General features: G+C 62.1%; 20 protein-coding genes. 1 reads left to right on the forward strand and 19 read right to left on the reverse strand.

Annotated elements, in window-relative coordinates; all coding sequences use genetic code 11:
- Positions 1 to 3: 3 nt before the first annotated feature.
- The 18 genes from flhA to PG881_RS18490 all read right to left on the reverse strand — a co-directional run bounded on the left by flhA (position 4) and on the right by PG881_RS18490 (position 18,287).
- Positions 4 to 2,106: a flagellar biosynthesis protein FlhA gene (flhA, locus tag PG881_RS18405; RefSeq protein WP_041217136.1), complete on the reverse strand. Its 2,103-nt coding sequence runs from the start codon at positions 2,104 to 2,106 to the stop codon at positions 4 to 6.
- Positions 2,107 to 2,213: 107 nt separating this feature from the next.
- Complete coding sequence (gene flhB, locus PG881_RS18410) at positions 2,214 to 3,344, reverse strand: flagellar biosynthesis protein FlhB (RefSeq protein ID WP_270801926.1); 1,131 nt, start codon at positions 3,342 to 3,344, stop codon at positions 2,214 to 2,216.
- A 134-nt stretch (positions 3,345 to 3,478) separates the two neighbouring features.
- Positions 3,479 to 4,270, reverse strand: coding sequence for a flagellar biosynthetic protein FliR (gene fliR, locus PG881_RS18415; RefSeq protein WP_011705283.1), 792 nt, complete (start codon positions 4,268 to 4,270; stop codon positions 3,479 to 3,481).
- 67 nt (positions 4,271 to 4,337) lie between these two features.
- Positions 4,338 to 4,607: a flagellar biosynthesis protein FliQ gene (gene fliQ, locus PG881_RS18420; RefSeq protein ID WP_011705282.1), complete on the reverse strand. Its 270-nt coding sequence runs from the start codon at positions 4,605 to 4,607 to the stop codon at positions 4,338 to 4,340.
- Between the two features lie 27 nt (positions 4,608 to 4,634).
- Entirely contained in the window at positions 4,635 to 5,414 is a 780-nt protein-coding gene (gene fliP / locus PG881_RS18425) for a flagellar type III secretion system pore protein FliP (RefSeq protein WP_016350054.1), read from the reverse strand.
- Complete coding sequence (gene fliO, locus PG881_RS18430) at positions 5,401 to 5,784, reverse strand: flagellar biosynthetic protein FliO (RefSeq protein WP_017778741.1); 384 nt, start codon at positions 5,782 to 5,784, stop codon at positions 5,401 to 5,403. Before fliO ends, fliP begins: the two co-directional genes overlap by 14 nt.
- 112 nt (positions 5,785 to 5,896) lie before the next feature.
- Complete coding sequence (gene fliN / locus PG881_RS18435; protein WP_011705280.1) at positions 5,897 to 6,289, reverse strand: flagellar motor switch protein FliN; 393 nt, start codon at positions 6,287 to 6,289, stop codon at positions 5,897 to 5,899.
- A 51-nt stretch (positions 6,290 to 6,340) separates the two neighbouring features.
- The gene (fliM, locus tag PG881_RS18440) at positions 6,341 to 7,411 is read right to left on the reverse strand and encodes a flagellar motor switch protein FliM (protein WP_011705279.1); all 1,071 of its coding nucleotides are present in this window, start codon (positions 7,409 to 7,411) and stop codon (positions 6,341 to 6,343) included.
- A 9-nt stretch (positions 7,412 to 7,420) separates the two neighbouring features.
- Positions 7,421 to 7,939, reverse strand: coding sequence for a flagellar basal body-associated protein FliL (fliL, locus tag PG881_RS18445; RefSeq protein WP_011705278.1), 519 nt, complete (start codon positions 7,937 to 7,939; stop codon positions 7,421 to 7,423).
- A 57-nt stretch (positions 7,940 to 7,996) separates the two neighbouring features.
- Complete coding sequence (locus PG881_RS18450) at positions 7,997 to 10,015, reverse strand: flagellar hook-length control protein FliK (protein ID WP_270801928.1); 2,019 nt, start codon at positions 10,013 to 10,015, stop codon at positions 7,997 to 7,999.
- A gap of 91 nt (positions 10,016 to 10,106) precedes the next feature.
- Entirely contained in the window at positions 10,107 to 10,547 is a 441-nt protein-coding gene (fliJ, locus tag PG881_RS18455) for a flagellar export protein FliJ (protein ID WP_011705276.1), read from the reverse strand.
- Positions 10,548 to 10,573: 26 nt separating this feature from the next.
- Positions 10,574 to 11,905, reverse strand: a complete 1,332-nt coding sequence (fliI, locus tag PG881_RS18460) for a flagellar protein export ATPase FliI (protein WP_011705275.1) — start codon at positions 11,903 to 11,905, stop codon at positions 10,574 to 10,576.
- Positions 11,906 to 11,977: 72 nt separating this feature from the next.
- A complete protein-coding gene (gene fliH / locus PG881_RS18465; protein WP_016350051.1) occupies positions 11,978 to 12,784 on the reverse strand; it encodes a flagellar assembly protein FliH in 807 nt (268 codons plus the stop codon).
- 64 nt (positions 12,785 to 12,848) lie between these two features.
- The gene (gene fliG, locus PG881_RS18470; protein ID WP_011705273.1) at positions 12,849 to 13,910 is read right to left on the reverse strand and encodes a flagellar motor switch protein FliG; all 1,062 of its coding nucleotides are present in this window, start codon (positions 13,908 to 13,910) and stop codon (positions 12,849 to 12,851) included.
- Positions 13,903 to 15,615 (reverse strand): flagellar basal-body MS-ring/collar protein FliF, encoded by a 1,713-nt coding sequence (fliF, locus tag PG881_RS18475; RefSeq protein WP_016350050.1) that lies wholly within the window; start codon positions 15,613 to 15,615, stop codon positions 13,903 to 13,905. The genes fliG and fliF overlap by 8 nt, the downstream gene beginning before the upstream one ends.
- A gap of 57 nt (positions 15,616 to 15,672) precedes the next feature.
- Positions 15,673 to 15,990: a flagellar hook-basal body complex protein FliE gene (gene fliE / locus PG881_RS18480; protein ID WP_029301485.1), complete on the reverse strand. Its 318-nt coding sequence runs from the start codon at positions 15,988 to 15,990 to the stop codon at positions 15,673 to 15,675.
- 202 nt (positions 15,991 to 16,192) lie between these two features.
- A complete protein-coding gene (befA, locus tag PG881_RS18485) occupies positions 16,193 to 16,969 on the reverse strand; it encodes a beta cell expansion factor BefA (RefSeq protein WP_270801931.1) in 777 nt (258 codons plus the stop codon).
- 226 nt (positions 16,970 to 17,195) lie between these two features.
- A complete protein-coding gene (locus PG881_RS18490; protein WP_270801934.1) occupies positions 17,196 to 18,287 on the reverse strand; it encodes an HD-GYP domain-containing protein in 1,092 nt (363 codons plus the stop codon).
- Positions 18,288 to 18,557: 270 nt separating this feature from the next.
- On the opposite strand from PG881_RS18490, the gene rimO reads away from it, so the two are divergent.
- A complete protein-coding gene (gene rimO / locus PG881_RS18495; RefSeq protein ID WP_011705268.1) occupies positions 18,558 to 19,886 on the forward strand; it encodes a 30S ribosomal protein S12 methylthiotransferase RimO in 1,329 nt (442 codons plus the stop codon).
- A 100-nt stretch (positions 19,887 to 19,986) separates the two neighbouring features.
- Here the strand turns inward: rimO and PG881_RS18500 are convergent, their stop codons facing one another.
- Positions 19,987 to 20,481: a GNAT family N-acetyltransferase gene (locus tag PG881_RS18500; RefSeq protein WP_270801937.1), complete on the reverse strand. Its 495-nt coding sequence runs from the start codon at positions 20,479 to 20,481 to the stop codon at positions 19,987 to 19,989.
- Positions 20,482 to 20,652 lie beyond the last annotated feature (171 nt).

A 20,652-nucleotide genomic window follows, 5' to 3' on the forward strand; every position in this document is an offset into this window, starting at 1 on the left:
TAACTAGTTCTGTCCTACCGCACTGACGATGCGGATTTGCTTGTCATCAGGCACTTCCTGATAAGACAGAACGCGCAATCCAGGAATGGCATTCTTGACAAATTTCGCCAGGGTATTGCGCAGTATCCCTGATGTCAGAAGCACGGCCGGTTGGCCTTCCAGTTCTTGTCGTTGAGTGGCTTCCACCAGCGAGCGTTGCATCCGCTCCGCCAGACCCGGCTCGATGCCCGCACCATCACCACCCCCTGCCTGCAGGGATTGATGCAATATACGTTCCAATTCCGGCGCCAAGGTGATCACCGGCAGTTCGGGATCCGGGCCGGCAATCTCTTGCACGATCAGCCGGCGCAGGGCGATACGGCAGGCCGCCGTCAGCACTTCCGGATCCTGGCTGCGCGGGGCATATTCCACCAGGGTTTGCAGGATAGTGCGCATATCGCGGATTGGCACGCCTTCATTGAGTAAATTCTGCAATACCTTCACGAGGTTACCCATGCTGATGACCTCAGGAACCAGCCCTTCCACCAGCTTGTTCTGGTGCTTCCCAATCATGTCGAGCAACTGTTGTACTTCGTCATGGCCCAGCAGCAGGGCGGCATGGTTGGAGAGGATCTGGCTCAGGTGAGTGGCCACCACGGTCGCGGTATCCACCACTGTGTAGCCAAGGGTCTGCGCCTGGGAGACCTGCTCCTTGGCAACCCACACCGCCTCCAGTCCGAAAGCGGGATCCCGGGTTGCAACCCCCTGGATCTGGCCGAACACCTGGCCCGGATTGATGGCCATTTCCTTATCATGGTAAACATTGGCCTCGCCGGTGCTGACTCCCATCAAGGTGATGCGATATTGGTTCGGGGCAAGATCCAGGTTGTCGCGGATATGCACCGCAGGCACCAGAAAACCCAGCTCCTGGGAGAGCTTCTTGCGCACCCCCTTGATCCGGTTGAGCAGCTCACCGCCCTGGTTGCGATCCACCAACGGGATGAGTTGATAACCCACCTCCAGCCCGATGATGTCCACCGGCATCACGTCGTCCCAGCTCAGGTCTTTCTGCTCGTGGGTCTGCTCCGAGCTCGCCGGCATCAGCTCACCCTTGGCCACCTTGGCCGCCAGCTGTTTCTCGCGGCGCAGCAGCCACCAGGCACCGGCGGCGGCGATGGCACCCAGACTCAGGAAGGCAAAGTGCGGCATGCCGGGTACCAACCCCATCATCAGCAAGATACCGGCCGAGATGATCAGGGCTTTGGGATTGTCGAACAACTGGCCCAGCACCGCGGTGCCCATGTCCTGATCCGTGTTCTGCCGGGTCACTATGATGGCGGCAGCGATGGAGAGCAGCAGCGACGGGATCTGGGCCACCAGACCGTCACCGATGGCGAGCAGGGTATAGATCTGGGCCGCTTCGCTGAAGGTGAGCTGGTGCTGCACCATGCCGATGATGAAGCCGCCCAGGATGTTGATGAAGAGGATCATGATCCCCGCCACCGCATCCCCTTTCACGAATTTCGAGGCACCGTCCATGGAGCCGTAGAAGTCGGCTTCCTGGGTCACGTCCTGGCGGCGCTTCTTGGCCTCTTCCTGATTGATGAGGCCGGCGTTCAAGTCCGCATCGATGGCCATCTGTTTGCCGGGCATGGCATCCAGGGTGAAGCGGGCGCTCACCTCGGCGATCCGCCCTGCACCCTTGGTGATCACCACGAAGTTGATGATCATCAGGATCGTAAAGACGATGATGCCGACCGTGTAGTTGCCACCGATCACCACGTTGCCGAAGGCTTCGATCACGTGGCCGGCCGCCGCACTGCCGTTGTGGCCTTCCAGCAGCACCACCCGGGTAGAGGCGACGTTGAGTGCCAGCCGCAGCAAGGTGGCGAGCAGCAAGACGGTTGGAAAGGCGGCAAATTCAAGCGGGCGGCGGGTGTAGACAGCCACCAGCAGCACCACGATGGAGAGCGCGATGTTGAAAGAAAACAGGATATCCAGCATCAGCGGCGGAATGGGCAGCACCACCATGCCAAGAGAGGCCAGCACCAGCAGTGGCGTCCCCACGCCCTTGGTCAACAGCCACTTGTACTCTTTGATACGGCCCAATGATGCCTGGAGTTTCATCGTTTTTCTCAATCTCAAACCGCTGATGCCAGATTAAAGCAAACATCAAGCCAATAATACAAGATATTGAAATACAATGATTTTATTTTTACTGTGTCAGAAGTTTGTCATTTGCGGAATTCGGTTGGAATGGGCAGATCCTTGGCCAGCGGATTGGGGCGGCGACCACGGCCACGACGGAACTTCTGGAGCTGATAGACATAGGCCAGCACCTGGGCCACGGCAGCAAACAGCCCTTCCGGGATCTCGTGACCAATCTCGGTGGCGTGGTAGATGGCGCGGGTCAACGCCGGGGACGGCATCACCGGGATCTCGTACTCCCTGGCTATCTCTCTGATCTTCATCGCGATTTCATCGGTGCCCTTGGCCACAACCTTGGGCGCGCTGCCCGGCTTGGCCGTATCGTACTTGAGTGCCACCGAGTAGTGCGTCGGGTTGGTGATCACCACGTCCGCCTTGGGCACATCCCCCATCATGCGGCGCATCGCCATCTCCATCTGCAAGCGGCGGATCCGCCCCTTCACCTCGGGTTTGCCTTCGCTGTCCTTGAACTCGTCCTTGACCTCCTGCTTAGTCATCTTGAGCTGGCGCATGTGGTTCCACTGCTGGAACGGTACGTCGATGGCCACGATGGGAATGAGGGCGCAGCAGAGGATGATCAGCATCCACAGCAGCAGATCCAGTGCGTCTATGATGCCGCCTGGGTAACCCTCGAGGGAGAGATTGAGCAGGTGGTTGAACTGGCTGGAGAGCATCCACCAGGCGAACAGGGAGATGAACACCACCTTGGCGATGGACTTGACCAGCTCGACCAGGGATTGCACCCCGAACATCCGCTTGATGCCGTTGAGCGGGCTCAGCTTGCTCCACTTTGGCAGCATGGCCTCGGAGGAGAAGTTCATCCCCCCCATCAGAGTGTTGCCCACGAAGGCGGCGATGGCCACCAGCATGAACAGCAGACCGAGGGGGTGCAGCAGCTCCCGCAGCAGGGCAGGCAGCATGGTCATCATGGCATTGGGATCGAACGCCTGATCCCGATCCAGGGTGAAGCCCATGGTGAGTACCTTGACCATGGCACCGGCCAGGCTCTCCTTGACCATCAGCAGGCCAAACACGGCCGCCAGCAGGACGCTGGCGGTACCCAGCTCCTTGGATCGTGCAATCTGCCCTTTTTCCCGGGCTTGTTGCAGTCGTTTGCCCGTGGGTTGTTCGGTACGTTCCTGATCGGTATCAGCCATGCTGACCCCCGCACAGGTCGAGGCAATCAGGCATCAAAGCCGCCTGAGCGCCGTTGTTCAGTTGCACCATGCCAACAGGGCAGGTCCAGGCAATCAATCTCGGGCAAGGGAGCCCACAGCCTGCCGCCGGCATCTTACTGGCCCCCCAGGCACTGGGTGCCGATGAGGGTGCAGCTGGTCTCCTGCACCCGCTCCCACATGCTGTCGAAATGGCCGAGGAAGCCACCTATGGTCAACCAGAGGATCAGCAGGCCCGACATCATGCTGACCGCAAAGCCGATGCTGAAGATGTTGAGCTGGGGTGCGGCACGGGTCATGACGCCGAAGGCAAAGTTGATGAGCAGCAGGGCGACGATGGCGGAGAGCGCCATCACCAGCGAGGCCTGATACATGACCCCGAGAAAACCGATCAGATCGCGAATGGAGGGCAGGCTGAGGCCGCTGTCCGACACCGGCAGGGTATCAAAGCTCAGCACCACCATGCGCAACATGATGAGGTGACCATCCACCGCCAGAAATACCAGGGTCGCCAGCATCAGGTAGAACTGGCCCACCACCGGTGCCGACTGGCCGTTCATGGGGTCCACCAGGGTGGCGAAACCCAGACTGGTCTGCATGGCGATGATCTGGCCAGCCATCACGAAGCTCTCCATCAGAAACTGGGTCATGAGGCCGAGCGCGACCCCGATGAGCAACTGCTGGCCCAGCACCAGAAAACTGCCGACCGAGAACAGCTCGATCTTGGGCATAGGGGGGAGCAAAGGGGCAATCATCAGGGTCAGCGCCAGCGCCAGGCTGATGCGCACGCGAGCCGGCGTCAGCCGGCTACCAAACACCGCCATCACCATCAGCAGCCCGCTCACCCGCGCCAACGGCCAGACGATGGAAGACAACCACTCCATGATGAGAGCGGTTGTGTAGGTCATCCCGGCACCTTGCGGGCCATCGAGGCCGGCAACGGGCGCAGCAGGCCGCTCTGCTCGAGCGAGCCCTTCATCCCACCACCTCCGGAATTTGGCTCACCATCAGCAGGAAGAAGTCCATCAGACTCTGCAAGCCCCAGTGCGCCCCCGCCCCCAGTGCAAACAGGGTGACGATGAGGCGGGGCAAAAAGCTCAAGGTCTGTTCGTTGATGGAGGTGGCCGCCTGGAAGATGGCCACCAGCAAGCCGACACAGAGGCTCGGCAGGATCACGGCACACACCATGATGGTGACCAGCCAGAGCGCCTCGCGAAACACGTCGATAAAGGTTTCAGGACTCATGCCGTTCGCTCCTTGCGTTGCTCGCCCTTAACCACCGGCGCCCAGCCCGAAGCTGTTGGCCAGGGATCCCAGGATCAGGTTCCAGCCATCCACCATGACAAACAACATCAGTTTGAATGGCAGGGAGACCAGCATCGGCGACAACATCATCATCCCCATCGCCATCAGGATACTGGCCACCACCAGGTCTATCACCAGGAACGGCAGAAACAGCATGAAGCCTATCTGGAACGCGGTCTTGAGCTCGCTGGTGACAAACGCCGGGATCAGCACCCGCAGCGGCACGTCGGCGGGCTTGTCCACCTGCACGTTCGCTATCTCCATGAAGGTGTTGAGATCCTTGATCCGGGTCTGGGCCAGCATGAACTGGTGGATGGGCAGCTCGGCCTTCTCCAGCGCCTCCTTGGCCTGGATGGTCTCGGCCAGATAGGGTTGCAGCGCCTCGTTGTTGATGCGATCCAGCACCGGCGACATGATGAAGAACGACATGAACAGGGCGATGCCGATCAACACCTGGTTGGACGGGCTCTGCTGCAGGCCAATGGCCTGGCGCAGAATGCCGAGCACTATGATGATGCGGGTAAACGAGGTCATCATGATGACCATGGCCGGCAGGAAGGAGAGCGCCGTCATCAGCGCCAGCACCTGCAGGGTCAGGCTGTATTCCTGGCTGCCGTCCGCCATAGTCTTGATGGTGACTGCCGACATGCCGTCCTGGGCCAGCGCCAGCGGTGAGCAGAGGATCAGGAGGGATAACAGGCCGACCAGCAGCCCACCGTGCGGCCGTGAGCCGTTAGCTTTTTTCATGCTTGCCCATCAATTTGCCAAGCTGCTGGGAGAACGCCTGGGGCTGGCTCTCGTCCAGCGGCTCTTCCAGGCGATAGAGAAAGTTGACCTGCTGCGGCGTCACCCCGAGCAACAGCTGCTGTTCGCCCACCTTGACCACCAGCAGCTTCTCCTTGTAGCCCACCGGTAGGCTGGCGATGACCCGCATCTGGCCGCCCCCCATGGCGGTGGCAATCTTGCTCTTCTTGAGCAGGAAACCGAGCACCAGGATGAGGCCGATGACCATCAGGCTGGAGAGCAGCCAGGAGGTGAGGCTGGGCGGATTGGCGCCCGCACCGGGTTCGGCCAGTGCAGGGAGGGACAACAGCAGTAACGGGAACGCGCGGATCATTTGAGTTTCTTGATCCTTTCAATCTGACTGATGACGTCGGCCAACACAGAAGGGATGCCGAACTTCTTGGTCAGCATCCGGGCCCCCTCAAACGGTGACACTATGAGTCTGGTCATTTGAGCTTCTTGATCCTTTCGATCTGGCTGATGACGTCGGTCAACCGGATGCCGAACTTGTCGTTCACCACCACCACCTCGCCGTGGGCGATCAGGGTACCGTTGACCAGTACGTCGAGCGGCTCGCCCGCCACCCGATCCAGCTCCACCACCGAGCCCTGGTTGAGCTGCAGCAGGTTGCGGATGCTGATCTGGCTGCGGCCCACTTCCATGGCGATGGTCACCGGAATATCCAGAATGGTATCCAGCTTGCGCCGCTCCTCGGCACTGATGGGGGCATCATCCTTGAGCTCTTCGAGGGGAGCGGGCTTGGCTTCAGCAGTCACCTGCTCTTCCAGCGCGGCTGCCCAGGCGTCCGCCATCAGATCCTCTTCATCAGTTCCGCTCATCTTGAATTCCTTATGCTGCTTTCTTGACGGCCTGCCAGCGCAGATCGCCGTTTATCGTTGTTGATCTTCGATGCTGCGCTCGAGCTCTTCCAGCTCTGCCTCACCATCGATGCGTACACCGCCCCGGGTCACCAGATGCATCTCGGTCTTGACCCCTTCCGGGCGCTTGAGTTTGTCGGTGATCTTGAGCGCCACATTGTCCTTGGTCCGCCCCATCTTGGCATGGAAGGTGGGCAAGTCCTCCACGAACACCAGCAGGTTCTCCGGCATCTCCACCGGGATGATGTCGCCGGGTTGCAGCTCCATCAGCTCGCGCAGGGTGAGCTCGGTCTCCAGCAACTTGGCCCGCAGCTCCACCTTAACGTCCATGATCTCGTCGCGCAGCGCCTTGCTCCAGCGCACGTCGGTGTCACCCTTGTCGCTCTGCACGCCGGCGTCCAGCAGCTCGCGGATAGGCTCCAGCATGGAGTAAGGCATGGCCACGTGAAAATCGCCGCCACCGCCATCCAGCTCGATATGGAACGAGCTGACCACGATCACCTCGGTGGGGCTGACGATGTTGGCCATAGCCGGGTTCACCTCGGAGTCGAGGTACTCGAAGCCCACGTCCATCACCGGCGCCCAGGCGTCCTTGTAGTCCTCGAACACCAGCTTGAGCAGCATCTGGATGATGCGCCGCTCGGTGGGGGTGAACTCGCGTCCCTCGATCTTGGCGTGGTAGCGGCCATCGCCACCGAAGAAGTTCTCCACCAGGATGAAGACCAGCCGCGCCTCCATGGTGATGAGCGCCGTCCCCTTGAGCGGACGGAAACGCACCATGTTCAGGCTGGTCGGCACAAACAGGGTGTGCACGTACTCGCCAAACTTGAGCATCTGCACGCCGTTGATGGAGACCTCGGCGGTGCGGCGCATCATGTTGAACAGGCTGATCCGCATGTGGCGGGCGAAACGCTCGTTCACCAGCTCCAGGGTCGGCATGCGACCACGGACGATGCGGTCCTGGGAGGAGAAGTCGAACTGGGCAACGCCGGGATCCCCCGCCGCGCCTATCTCTTCCTCTTCGACATCATCGACCCCGTGCAAGAGGGCATCAATTTCGTCCTGACTTAACAGATCGCTCACGCTTCACCCTTATTGCATGACAAAGCCGGTAAACAGCACTTGTTCGATAACGGGGGAAGAGACCAGGTCATTGAGCACCCGACGGCACTCTTCCAGTGAATCCTTGCGCAGCTTCTCCTTGCCCTCGAAGGTCATCAGCTGCTCGCTGGTGGCCGCACTGAAGACCCGCAGCAGGGTGCCTTCGATGAGGGGGATATTCTGCTTGGCCAGCGTCTCGTCGGCGGTGCCGCGCACCATCAGCTGGATCTTGATCTGCACCAGCCGGTCACGCTGACCACCGGAGACGTTGAACACGAAGGGGCGCGGCATACCCACGTAGAGCGAAGGCTGGGGTGCAGCCTCCTTGGGCTTGGCATCCTTGCCCTCCCCTGCGGCCTCGGCCGCCGGTTTGTCGCCGCCGGACAGCATGAACCAGGCGCCGGCCCCGCCACCACCCAGCACAATCACGGCCAGGGCGATAATCATGATCAGCTTCTTTTTCTTGCCTGCCGCCGGATCTTTCAGCGTCAGTTCGTTATCGTCTGCCATCCCTTGTCCACCCTAGTCTCAAACTTGTTCGATATCATAAACTTACTCGGGCTGGCATCAAGCATAGAAATCAATTCCGCTGTCGTTTGTCGATTCCGTCGACAAACGCATGCCGGCGCCCGTGACCTCTGCCTCAGTTTGGCCTGTTTCGGCAAAAGATCCGCTGCCTTTTTGGCCTTGCTGGCCCTGACCGGTAAACGCCGACTGGCCCTGTGACTGCTGCTGCGGCTGTTGTTGCACCAGGGTCTGGCCCAGCTGGATGCCCTGCCCGGCCAGCATATCACGCAGCCGGGGCATGGCCTGCTCCAGCATTTCCCGGGTCTGGCCATGCTGCACCACGAAATGGACGTTGGCCTGGCTGTCTGCCCCCATCTGGATCTGGATCTTCATCTTGCCAAGGCCGAGGGGATCGAGCTGGATCTCCGCCTGCTGCAGCTTGTCCGCCAGCATCAGATTGACCTTCTGATGCAACTGGGCCGGCGCCTCCGGATCGGCCAGCTTGAGATGGGGCAGATTGGCGGGCTCGCGCCGCGCAGCCGCTTCGGTGGCCGCCGGTCGGTTGTCATGACCCACCGCCTGGGGCTGGCTGTTCTGCTGGACCTGCTGGCTGCGGCTGCTCTCCGGGGTGGTGGTCGTCTCGCTGCTCTCCTGGGCGCCGCCGCGAGCCAGCTCTGCCACCTTCTGCTTCACGTCGACTTTCACCTCGCTGCGGGCCCTGGGGGCGTCGCTGCGCTCGGTGGCTTCCATCTGCTTGAGCCCGGCTGACAGGCTGGCCAGGGACGCTTGCGGGCCCTGCGGCTCGCTGCTGGCCAGCACCTGTTGCGGCGCGACCAGCACGGGTTCGCTGGCGGTGGCAGGCGCCGGTGCGCCGCTGCTGGCGACAGGAGCAGGCTGGCCCTCGGCCTTGGCGGCCACCGGCTTGGGCTGCCCGTCCCCCTCAGTGGCGGTCTGCGTTGGCGCCTTGTCAGCAGCAACGTTGCTCGAGCCGCCATCGGTGCGGGTCACCCCCTCTTCAAACGCTCTGGCGGCGCCGGGCTGAGTGGCCACGGCCTGGTGGGTGGCCTGCAGCGGAGCGGTTTTTACCGGCTCTTCCTTGCCCGCCATGGGCGGCACCACAGGCTTGGCCCCCTTGTCGGCGCCCTCCAGCTGGATCTTGGTGTCATTTTCACCCTGTTCGCTTAACGCGGCGGCGGGCACCTTGCTCAACAAGGCCGCCCGCTCGGCGGCGGAGAGCTCGTTTTTGCTCCCCTTGGTCTGTTTGCCACTGTTATCGGCCTGTTGGTCGGCATTGGCGCCGGCACCGCTCTCCTTGCCACCGCTCTCTTTCCCGGCTCCCTGCAGCTGAGCCGCCAAGGCTGCGTCATCCGTCATGACGGCATCCGGCTGCGCAGCCTTCGCATCAACCGGCACACTGGTTTCGCCCGTGAGCAAGCTGGCAGCCTGGCGGGCCAGCGCGGCGGCACTGGTCGTCGCCCCCTGTTTGTCGCTGCCAGCGAGCGGCTGGGTGAGGGTGGCCGATGCCTCGGCCGACTCGGCGTCCGCGCCCTTCTGCGGCAACATCTTGCCGTCCGTCTCGACGACGGGAGCCGTGACGACCAGATTGATGGCCGGCGGGGCGACCAGGGAGGTGTCCTGTTTGAGGGCATCCTGCAGACGCTGCAAGAAATCGTTCGGGGTGAGAGCGGGGTCGGGCTCGCTCCCCTTCTGTGGTTTGTCGTCGGCGCTACCGGCCTCTTCGGCCTCATTCGCCAAAGATTTGGCAACCTCGCTCTTGGCGGTCGGCACCGGCTTGTTGCTCTCCAATGCACCCGCGCTTCCCTGCTCGGCGCCGGGCCGCGCCGGAGCCTTGCCATCAGCATTGGGGGCCTTGCCATCTGCGTTGGCAACCTTGCCGTCGGCTTTGGCATTGACCTTGTCTGCCTGCTGCACCCGGTTCATCACCTCGGAAAAGCCGACCTTGCCGTCGCTCTGCAGGGCCCCTTCACCGCCATCCTGGCTCGCCGTCAGCACATCGCTCTTGTCGGCAGCGGCAGCGGTCGGCGCGGCGGGAGAATTGGTTAACAGTGTCTGCATCATGGTGAAGATTCCTGGCGACATTCGGCTTCGGGTTTATCCTCAGCTCCCCGGGGGAAGTGAGGCACACACGGGATGGCAAGAAGAAAGCAAGTTACAGGCCAGAATGGTGGAAACGGCGCAGCATGGCGTACTCGTCCAGCATCTTCTGCTCCTGGCGCTGGGCTTTCTGCTGCTCGCGTCCCGCTTGCTTGGCCAGCAGCAACTCCACCGCCTTGCGCCGCTGCTGGGCGGCCAGCCACTCCTCGCGGCGCAGTTCCAGCGCCTGGCGTACCTGCAACACCCCTTCGTACTGCTGGGTGGCCGCCTGCTCGAGCTTGTTGATGAAGGCATGATACTGGCTGTTCTGCTGGGCACCTATGCCCTGCAGGCCGCGGTCGGTCCACTGCTGGTGGTAAATTTGGCGGTACTGGTTGAGCGCGTCCTGCTGCTCCATGAAGATCTTCAAGTCCTGCTGGGCCTTGGCCAGCGCCAGCGCCGCCTGCTGTTCGGCCTCCACCAGCCGCTCCGACAACATTACCAAGCCTTTACTCATGGGCACGCCTCCCTCTTATCTTCTCGTCAACGCATCAGCGGCATGGCCACCAGCTGCAGGGCCTGCAGGCCCGCATCGTAGTGAATGACCTCGCGCATGCCCTGCTGCAAGAACTGATCCAGATAGGGTTTCTGGATGATGGCGCGGTCGATGCGGGGGTCGGAGCCCTGGCTGTAGGCACCGATGGTGATGAGATCGCGGTTCTGCTGGTAGAGGGAATAGAACTGCTTGAGGGTGCGCGCCAGCTCCATGTGTTCCGGCGAGGTCACCATGGGCATCACCCGGCTGATGGACTTTTCGATGTCGATGGCCGGGTAGTGGCCCGCATCGGCCAGCTCCCGCGACAACACGATGTGGCCGTCGAGGATGGCCCGCGCCGCATCGGCGATGGGATCCTGCAGATCGTCCCCTTCCGTCAATACGGTGAAAAAAGCCGTGATCGAGCCCTGCCCGTCGCTGCCGTTGCCGGCCCGCTCCACCAGTGCCGGCAATTTGGCGAACACCGAGGGCGGATAGCCCTTGGTGGCCGGCGGCTCGCCCACCGCCAGGGCGATTTCGCGCTGGGCCTGGGCGTAACGGGTGAGCGAGTCCATCAGCAGCAGCACGTTGAGCCCCTGATCGCGAAAATACTCGGCGATGGCCAGCGCCGTCTCGCACCCCTTGAGCCGCATCAGCGGCGAGGCATCGGCCGGCGCCGCCACCACCACGGAACGGGCACGCCCCTCCTCCCCCAGGATCTCCTCGATGAACTCCTTCACCTCGCGGCCCCGTTCGCCGATGAGCCCGACCACCACCACGTCGGCCACCGAGCCGCGGGTCATCATGCCGAGCAGCACGGATTTGCCGACGCCGGAGCCGGCGAACAGCCCCATCCGCTGGCCCTGCCCTACCGTCAGTACGGCGTTGATGGCGCGCACCCCCACGTCCATCGGTTGATGGATGGGACGGCGGGAGAGCGGGTTGATGCGGTGCTGGGCAAACTGCACCGTCTGGGAAGAGAGAATGGGACCGAGCCCGTCCAGCGGCTGGCCGATGCCGTCGATGACCCGCCCCAGCAGGTTCATGCCGACCGGGATGCCGTGCTCCTCGGTGATGGGCACCACCCGGGCACCCGGAATGACCCCCTTGAGCTGCTCGCTTGGCATCAGAAACAGCCGATCGCCGGAGAAACCGACCACTTCGGCCTCCAGCGAACCATCCTGGGTATCGATGCGACAGAGCGCTCCGATGGCGGCACGGCAGCCGATGGCTTCGAGGGTCAGCCCCACCACCCGGGTCAGCTTGCCGGCCACCGGCGGTTTGGGGGCGATATCGCGTACCCGATACCCTTGCAACCGATTGAGTAACGAGCCGCTCATCCGGCCTCCTGAGATATGACGTTGAATGAGTAGAGAAAGCAGACGGGCCGCACCCTGGCGGCCCGCACGCCCTTAGCCGCGGGCATCCTGCGATGCATTGTCGCGCAGGAAGTTGCGCAGCAGCTGATCGATGCGCCCCGCGAGGGTCAGATCGATGCTGGAGAGTTCGGTGGCCAGTTGCAGATCGCCGGGGGAAAGGGTGGGATCGCTTTGCAGCCGCCAGTGGCGCTTGGCACACTCCTCGGCGCCAAACGCCTGCTCGACCCGGGCCAGATCGTCCGGGTGCAACATCAGGGTGACCCCCAATTCGGCGGCCGGCAACAGCGCCAGCCCCTGCTTGAGCGCTTCGAGCAACAACCGGGGCGAGGTTTCCGCCTCGTGACGGATGAGGGCGCGGGCCAGCTGCATCACCAGGGCGATGAGCTGCTGCTCTACCGCACCGTCCAGCTCCTTGAGCGGGTTGGCGAGGCGATCGATCAGTCCCTGCCAGTGGCTCATCTGCTGATCCACCAGTTCGCGGCCGAGGGCCAGCCCCTCCTCCTTGCCCTGCTCCAGCCCGGCGGCATGGCCCTGCTGCAGGCCTTCCAGCTTGCCCTCTTCGAGCCCCTTGGCGTAACCGGCGTCACGCCCCTCGGCCATTCCCTCTTCCCAGGCGGCCTGGCGAATCGCTTCGAGCTCCTCGGCAGTGATGCTGGGGGCAGGCTCCTCCACCGGCTCTTCGACCGGGACCTCTTCTTCCTGCCGATACCAGTCCGGCGTCAGCCCGAGGGCATTGGTCTCGACCTCGGCCTCGACCTCCATCTCGGGCCAGCCCCAGGTCTGGACCTGGCTCTCATCCCCGTCGGGTCTGACATAACCGCGCAGCTTGTTGTTGTTCATCTGTCTGCCGCACTCCTCGCCATAACGCTGCCCGCTCTGCTATTCACGCCGACGTGACCGCTCATCAGAGGAACTCCTCGCCGCCACCGGCACCCAGCATGATCTCGCCGGCATCCGCCAGACGGCGGGCGATGGAGAGGATCTCCTTCTGGGCAGCTTCCACTTCGGAGACCCGGATCGGCCCCATGGCCTCCAGATCGTCCGCCAGCATTTCGGCGGCCCGCTTGGACATGTTCTTGAATACCTTCTCGCGCATCTGATCGTCGGAGCCCTTGAGCGCCCGTTGCAGCAGATCGCCAGGCACTTCCCGCAGCATGGTCTGGATGCCGCGATCGTCCACATCGATGAGGTTTTCGAACACGAACATCAAATCCTGGATCTGCTGGCTCATCTCCTCGTCCGACTCGCGGATGGAGTCCATCAGCTGGCCTTCGATGTTGGTGTCGAGGTAGTTCATGATGTTGGCTGCCGCCTTCAGGCCGCCCATCTTGGCTGCCTGGGCACCCGCCGCACCGGCGAACTGTTTCTCCATGATGTCGTTCAACTCTTGCAGCGCCGCCGGTTGCACCTCTTCCAGGTTGGCGATACGCATCACCAGGTCGAGGCGCACCTGCTCCGGGAACTGGCTCAGGATCTCGGCCGACTGTTCCGGCTCCAGATAGGAGAGGACGATGGTCTGGATCTGCGGGTGTTCGTTCTGGATGATGCTGGCCACCTGGCGGGCATCCATCCACTTGAGCGAGTCGAGGCCGCGGGCACCTGAACCCAGGATGATCTGGTCCACCAGGTTGCTGGCCTTGTCTTCGCCAAGGGCCGCCACCAGCGCCTTGCGCACGAAGTCTTCGCTGCCGATACCGATGTTGGTGTACTTCTGGATGTCGTCGATGAATTGACGGTGGACCGCCGCCACCCGGTCGTGGCTGAAATCCGACATGGAGGCCATCGACATGCCGAGCCGCTGCACCTGCTTGGGCTCGAGATGGCGGAAGATCTGGGCGGCATCCTCTTCGTTGAGGCTCAGCATCAATACCGCCGCCATCTCCATCCCGCTCATCTGATCCAGGATCTGGCGCTGACTGTCGGTGATGTCATTGCCGGTGACCTGTGTCTTGTTTTCGTCAGCCATCTTTGTTCGCTACCCATTCTTTAATGACCTGTGCGGCCAGATCCGGTTCGTTCGCCACCAGCGCACGTACCGCCTTGAGCAAGTCCTCGTCACGGTGCAGATCCGGCAGTTTCAGATGGCCATCACGTACACCGAACACCGGCTCGGATTCAGCCTGAGCCGCCAGCAGACTGAGCTCGTCATCCCCACCCAAGACGGTGTGGTTGTCGAAGTCCAGTTCCCCTTCCGGCTTGGCATCCGGATAGAGCAGGCGCTTGAGCATGGGCCGCACCACGGTGACGATCAACACTATGATGACCAGCACGGAGGCGGCGATGCGCACCGCACGCCAGAACCAGGGCTGCTCGTAGAGCGGCGCTTCGGCCACGCTCTCAAGCTCGGGCCGGTTGAACGGGATGGCGACCACCTCCAGAGTATCACCACGGGTCACATCAAAGCCAAGGCCACCGCTCAGCAGGCGACGCAGGGTATCGAGTTCGGGCTGGGTACGGGGCTCGCGGGTCACCTTGCCATCGGCAGCGGTAGACGCCTTGTAATCCACCGCCACCGAGACGGTCATGCGGCGAATGCCACCCATCTGGCGCCGGATATGGCTGACGGTGGTATCCAGTTCGAAGTTGCGGGTCGCCTCCTTGCGGGAGCGGCCGGAAGAGGAGGCGGTCGTTTCGGCATTGGGGCCGGTCGCCTGCTGCGGAATGTTGGAGGCGGCAGGCGGCTGGTTGGAGAGGGCGCCTGGCACACCGCCGTTGCTGCCGTTGGCGCTGTTCTCTTCCATGGTCATTTCGGAGCGCACCGCCGGCAAGTCCGGGTTGTAGGTCTTGCGGGTCTGCTCCTGCTGGGAGAAGTCGAGGGAGAGATCGACCTCCGCCGTATAATTGTCGGCGCCGAGCACCGGGATCAGGATGGCGTCAATTTTTTGTTTGTATTCCAGCTCCTGCTTCTGCTGCATCGCAAACTCCTTGCGAGTCTGGGCAGAGACGGGATCCTGGGAGCCCGAGTTGAGCAGGCGGCCGTTCTGGTCGGTCACGGTGACGCGGGTCGGCTCCAGACCGTGCACCGCAGAGGCGACCATATCGACGATGGAGTCCACTTCACCCTGGCCGAGGGCATTGCCCTTGAGGCTCAGCACCACGGTCGCGCTCGGTTTGCGTTCGTTGCGGGCAAACACGTTGTCTTTGGGGATAGCCAGCAGCACCTGGGCCTTGGCCACGTTCTGGAACTGCTCGATGGCGCTGGCCAGCTGGCGCTCGCGGCTCAGCTTGAGACGCTCGCTCTCCATGCGCTGGCTGACGCCAAAGCTGGAGTCCTTGAGCAGGATGTCTTCCCCGTCACTGGTGGTGTCGGTGGCATTGGCCAGGCCGGCACGGGTCAGCGCCAGCCGGATGCTGGAGTAGTTCTCGGCACTGACCAGCACGCTCTTACCATCCACCTGATAGGGGATCTTCTGCTGATCGAGGTAGTCGAGGGTCTTGACCAGCTCCTGGGTGGTGTAGGTGCCAAGGGGCCGCATGTCCGGCTCCTTGCCCCACAGCAGGATGAAAACGGCGATCGCCAGACAGATGGCCAACCCCAGGATCAGGGTGATCTGACGCAGCACATCCGTGTTGGACAGAAAGCCGAGTGCTGAACTCTTCTGCTCATTCTCATCGAGGGCGGCACTGCCCTCATCGTTCATCAGCAGTTCGCCGTTTTGGTCATTAGCCACGATTTATGTCCTTATTGCTGACATGTTCATGATGTTCAGTTGCCATGGTGAGCGCGCTTATACCGGCATGTTCATGATGGTCTTGTAGGCATCAACCATCTTGTTGCGTACCTGCACCGTCGCCTCGAAGGCGATGGAGGATTTCTGCCCGGCGATCATCACCTCGGACAAGTCGACCGAGTTGTCGCCCATGTCGAAACGGGTACGCAGATCGTTGGCGGCCCCCTGCAATTCGTTGACGTTGCCAAGGGCCTGTTGCAGCAACTGGCCAAAGTCGGATGTGACCTGGCGGCCCGGCTGGGTCAGCGGCGTGGCGCCGGCTTCGACCTTGAGTGCCTGCATCTCTTGCATCAGGCTGCTTGCACTAATTTCCATATTCCATCCCCAGACAAATCATTGACGCTGTCAGGGTGTAAGCAATTAGGGTGCCAACAAGTAGGAAACCACAATACAAGCGGGGTGAGGGGGGGTAAGCAGCCCGTAACAGGCGATGCGAGGGCAGATTCTTCGTCAGGTGACAGACCTTCCCGTCAGCCAGCAAGATGCGGGCCGACGGAAAAGGCCGGAAAGCGGGTGACTAGCGGGTCAGATCCTTGTCCACCCAGTACTTGGAGCCAGAGATATTGGCATCGAGCAGCAAGCCTTTCTCGCCGATCTGGTAGATGGCCATGCCGCCGTTGTACTTGGCGCTGAGCTCGGCGCTCTCTTTGCCCGCCACGGCCCCCATCTCGGAGGTGGCCTCCCAGCCTTGGCTCACGAAGGCATCGAACCTGGCCTTGTCTTCAAACAGGATCACCTGCTGGTAGAACTTGCCACCGAGCCCGGCCGCGAGCCCGGCACCGAACATCTTCATGTAGGTGTGCTTGCCGCTGGTGCGGTTGACCGCCACCCCGGCCCCCTGGTTGGTGTGCAGCATCAGGGAGAACTTGCGCGAGTCGAACACCGCATAGCCATAAGCCTTGTCAAACAACAGCTTGGCTGAGGGTTGCTGGTTGAACAGCCGCACCAGGGCGGTGTCGGCCATGGTATCGAGGGCAAGCCGCGCCTCGTCGGCCGTCTTGGGCTCCAGCATCTGGTCGAGCTTCTTGTCGGCCACCGTCAGCCACTCCTTGCCGGTGGCCACGCTCTTGTCGGTCCAGGCGCCGGCGGTGTTGAACGCCTCCGAACCCCACTGGGAAACCGATGCCCAGGTCGCCTTGGAGAAATCGGTGACGCTCTGCCACGCCTCCTTGCTGGTGTCGCTCACCGCGCTGCCGAGCTCGCTCGCGGCCGCCTTCACCTTGGCCCAGTCAGCCAGGCTGGGGGCCGATGCCAGCACCATGGCCGTTGCTATCACCAGGAATCGAATCTTCATGCTGTACTCCACCCTTTGTGATGAGTTGATGGTCACAGTAGCAGATATGGCCTAAGCCGGATAAGCCTAAGGACAAGAGGCGGGTCAATCAGTGACGCTCGTCATGATGGGCTCTATCCGATTGGCGACCTCGACGGGGCAAAGCCCGCCGCCGCTCTCACGCTATATCATGCAGCGCCGCAACAGGGCAGAGCGGGAGTGCGAAAGTAATGACACGGCCCACCGCCTAGCTGGCGGCGGGCTCTCGGTATTGCTGATGGATGGCGCGAAACGCCTCCTTGTTGCACAGCGCCGCCGCGACGCAGGCGGGGTCGAACTGGCTGCCGGCGTGGGTTTCGAGGTAGGCAAAGGCCGCTTCGAACGTCCAGGCCTGCTTGTAGGGCCGCTCGCTGGTGAGTGCATCGAACACGTCGGCTACCGCGACGATGCGGGCCTCCAGCGGGATCGCCTCCCCCGCCAGCCCTTCCGGGTAACCCCGCCCGTCGAAGCGCTCGTGGTGATAGGCGATGATGTTCTTGAGCATGTCGGTGTGATGGATGCCGTCGAGACCAAACTCGCTGATCATCAGGGCGATCATCTCCCGCCCCTTGAGCGGGTGAATCTTCATCTCCCCATACTCCTCTGGCGTCAGCTTGCCGGGTTTGAGCAAGATGGCGTCGGGCACCGCAATCTTGCCGATGTCGTGCAGCTCGGAGAAGAGATAGATGAACTCCACTTCCTCGTCGCTCAAGGGATAACGGGTGACCACGGCGCGGGCGATGAGCCGTGAATAGGCCGACATCCGGTGCAGGTGATTGGCGGTCTCTTCATCCCGGTAGCGGCTGAACTCCCGCGCCGTGGTAAGCGCGCCGCTCAGGGTCTGAATCGAGAAAAACTCCACTGCTATGATGGCCGCCAGGATCTGGGCGTATGCCGCCAGTTCACCACGGATGGCGGGGTCGAAGTAACCAGGCTCCCTGGCATCGCAAAACAGAAAACCGAACAGCTTGCTGTTGAACAACAGCGGCTCGGTGTAGCTGGACTCGTAACCGGCCGCCAGCAGCTTGCGGCTGTGCTCGGAGGGGGAGCCAAGCAGCGAGTCCAGCGTGTCGAGCACGCGGGGCTGTTTATGCTCGGCCAGATAGCGCAGGGAGGGGACCTCGCTCAGCTTGACCTCGTACTGCACCAGCGGGGAACTTCCCTCGGTGCTGTGGGCGAAGGTCTTGAGCCTGTCCGTGTGCTGGTCATAAATCGCGATGGCCACCCGGCTCAACTTGTCAAACCGCTGCCTGAGCGTGGCGTGCACGTTCTGCATTCTCTCGCCAAATGAGCTGTCCATCCCGTCCTTCCTTCCAGTCTGCCTGCAGGGAGTATAGTGACACCCGTCTTCCCGCTCTCGCAAAATTGAGTTGAAACTCAACAGCCAGCGAGCTGACGAGGCAAGGGTGCCGCCATCGGCCCGTATCGGCTCAAAACGGGCCTGCCTTGGCACAATCCTGCCTCGCCGGAGATATTGTTCGATTCCGCCGTGCCGGCTGTATAGTTTTTGGTTAGCCATTCCGGTAAAATCCGCGCCCTAAAACTAGAGCCACCTAAGAGTGATTGAGCGATGTCCAACACAAAACAGGCCCCCAAAGTAGGATTCGTCTCCTTGGGTTGCCCCAAAAATCTGGTCGATTCCGAGCGCATCCTGACCCAGCTGCGTACCGAAGGGTACGACGTGGTGCCCAGCTATGACGATGCGGAAGTGGTGGTGGTCAACACCTGCGGCTTCATCGACAGCGCGGTACAGGAGTCCCTGGAAGCCATCGGCGAGGCCCTGGCCGAGAACGGCAAGGTGATCGTCACCGGCTGCCTCGGTGCCAAAGAGAACCAGATCCGCGAGATCCACCCCAAGGTGCTCGAGATCACCGGTCCCCACGCCTATGAAGAGGTGCTGGGCCACGTGCACAAGTACGTCGAGAAGCCGACCCACAACCCCTTCACCAGCCTGGTGCCGGCTCAGGGCGTCAAGCTGACCCCCCGTCACTATGCCTATCTGAAGATTTCCGAAGGCTGCAACCACCGCTGCACCTTCTGCATCATCCCCTCCATGCGCGGGGATCTGGTGAGCCGCCCCATCGGCGAAGTGCTGGCCGAGGCCAAGCGTCTGAAAGAGGCCGGCGTAAAAGAGATCCTGGTGATCTCCCAGGACACCTCCGCCTACGGCGTGGACGTCAAGCACCGCACCGGTTTCTACGACGGCATGCCGGTCAAGACCAGCATGGTGGCCCTGTGCGAAGAGCTGGCCAAGCTCGGCATGTGGGTGCGCCTGCACTACGTCTACCCGTACCCCCACGTGGATGACGTCATCCCGCTGATGCGCGACGGCAAGGTACTGCCCTACCTCGACATCCCGCTGCAACACGCCAGCCCGCGCATCCTCAAGCTGATGAAGCGCCCGGGCACCGTCGAGCGCACCCTGGAGCGGATCCAGAAGTGGCGCGAGATCTGCCCCGAGATCACTCTGCGTTCCACCTTCATCGTCGGCTTCCCCGGCGAGACCGAAGAAGAGTTCCAGATGCTGCTGGACTTCATCGACAAGGCGGAGCTGGATCGGGTCGGCTGCTTCAAATACAGCCCGGTCGAAGGCGCCAAGGCCAACGAGCTGCCGGATCCGGTGCCGGAAGAGGTGCAGGAAGAGCGCTTCCAGCGCTTCATGGAGCTGCAGCAGCAGGTCTCCATCCGCAAGCTCGCCCGCAAGGTCGGCAAGGAGATGCTGGTGCTGATCGACGAGGTGGACGAAGAGGGTGCCACCGGCCGCTCCGCCGCCGATGCCCCCGAGATCGACGGCCTGGTCTACCTGAACGGTGAAACCGGCCTCAAGCCCGGCGACATGGTCAAGGTCCGCATCGATGAAGCGGACGAGTACGACCTGTGGGCCAGTCTCATCGACTGATCCCCGACAAGCGCCAACAAAAAAGCCAGTCAGTGACCCTGACTGGCTTTTTTATTGATTGCGCGAACTGGCTATACAGGCAGAGCAGCAGTATCAAGCATCACTGGACCACCTTTTCTGACGAGGACGGGACGCCGGTATCCGCCACCATCACCAGCACATGAAGGCCTTTATAATGGACCTCCTCAAGAGCCTTGAAACCATGACGGCAATAAACGCCACCGGTCAGGTTCTCGGTTTGCAAGTACAGCTTGCTGATCCCCGCCCTGCGGGCACGGCTGAGGATCTCTGTTACCAGCAAGGAGGCGACCCCCTGCCCGCGCGCTTGTTCAACCACATAGACCCCACCCAACCAATGCTCGTACTCGGGAAACATCGCCATTTCGCGGATCTTCAGCTCGGCAGCCCCTACCCATTCACCGGCCTGGCGGGCCAGTACCATCAGCGGAGCTCGATCAACCTGGGTGGCCGCCGTGACCTTGGCCAGTACCTGGTCTTGCGTGCAGCGACCAGTGTCGCGGCACCATTCGTCAAAATACCATGAGGCAACCACGCCTGCGGCAGATGGCGCATCCGCCAGTAACACCAACTCCATAAAATCCTCTTTTGTCTATGACCCCTGACCAGCAGGGGAGGGATGAACAGGGCGAGGCGAAACCCAGAGTCGCGCCAGCGGACGTCAGCCTCGGCGGCAGCGAGTCTCCAGGACTCGTCTGCCCCAGACCAGGTTACCGAATGGATATCATAACCAGCCGGGGAGCGGAAG

Source organism: Aeromonas sp. QDB54, assembly GCF_027707385.1.
Classification (GTDB): Bacteria; Pseudomonadota; Gammaproteobacteria; order Enterobacterales; family Aeromonadaceae; genus Aeromonas; species Aeromonas hydrophila.

Coding starts and splice junctions, on each gene's coding strand:
- rimO (WP_011705268.1), top strand. CDS start 18,558: ATGTCCAACACAAAACAGGCCCCCAAAGTAGGATTCGTCTCCTTGGGT.
- befA (WP_270801931.1), bottom strand. CDS start 16,969: ATGAAGATTCGATTCCTGGTGATAGCAACGGCCATGGTGCTGGCATCG.
- fliL (WP_011705278.1), bottom strand. CDS start 7,939: ATGGCAGACGATAACGAACTGACGCTGAAAGATCCGGCGGCAGGCAAG.
- fliI (WP_011705275.1), bottom strand. CDS start 11,905: ATGAGCGGCTCGTTACTCAATCGGTTGCAAGGGTATCGGGTACGCGAT.
- flhA (WP_041217136.1), bottom strand. CDS start 2,106: ATGAAACTCCAGGCATCATTGGGCCGTATCAAAGAGTACAAGTGGCTG.
- fliH (WP_016350051.1), bottom strand. CDS start 12,784: ATGAACAACAACAAGCTGCGCGGTTATGTCAGACCCGACGGGGATGAG.
- PG881_RS18450 (WP_270801928.1), bottom strand. CDS start 10,015: ATGATGCAGACACTGTTAACCAATTCTCCCGCCGCGCCGACCGCTGCC.
- PG881_RS18500 (WP_270801937.1), bottom strand. CDS start 20,481: ATGGAGTTGGTGTTACTGGCGGATGCGCCATCTGCCGCAGGCGTGGTT.
- fliO (WP_017778741.1), bottom strand. CDS start 5,784: ATGATCCGCGCGTTCCCGTTACTGCTGTTGTCCCTCCCTGCACTGGCC.
- fliQ (WP_011705282.1), bottom strand. CDS start 4,607: ATGAGTCCTGAAACCTTTATCGACGTGTTTCGCGAGGCGCTCTGGCTG.
- fliE (WP_029301485.1), bottom strand. CDS start 15,990: ATGGAAATTAGTGCAAGCAGCCTGATGCAAGAGATGCAGGCACTCAAG.
- fliJ (WP_011705276.1), bottom strand. CDS start 10,547: ATGAGTAAAGGCTTGGTAATGTTGTCGGAGCGGCTGGTGGAGGCCGAA.
- flhB (WP_270801926.1), bottom strand. CDS start 3,344: ATGGCTGATACCGATCAGGAACGTACCGAACAACCCACGGGCAAACGA.
- fliP (WP_016350054.1), bottom strand. CDS start 5,414: ATGAAAAAAGCTAACGGCTCACGGCCGCACGGTGGGCTGCTGGTCGGC.
- fliG (WP_011705273.1), bottom strand. CDS start 13,910: ATGGCTGACGAAAACAAGACACAGGTCACCGGCAATGACATCACCGAC.
- fliR (WP_011705283.1), bottom strand. CDS start 4,270: ATGACCTACACAACCGCTCTCATCATGGAGTGGTTGTCTTCCATCGTC.
- fliN (WP_011705280.1), bottom strand. CDS start 6,289: ATGAGCGGAACTGATGAAGAGGATCTGATGGCGGACGCCTGGGCAGCC.
- PG881_RS18490 (WP_270801934.1), bottom strand. CDS start 18,287: ATGGACAGCTCATTTGGCGAGAGAATGCAGAACGTGCACGCCACGCTC.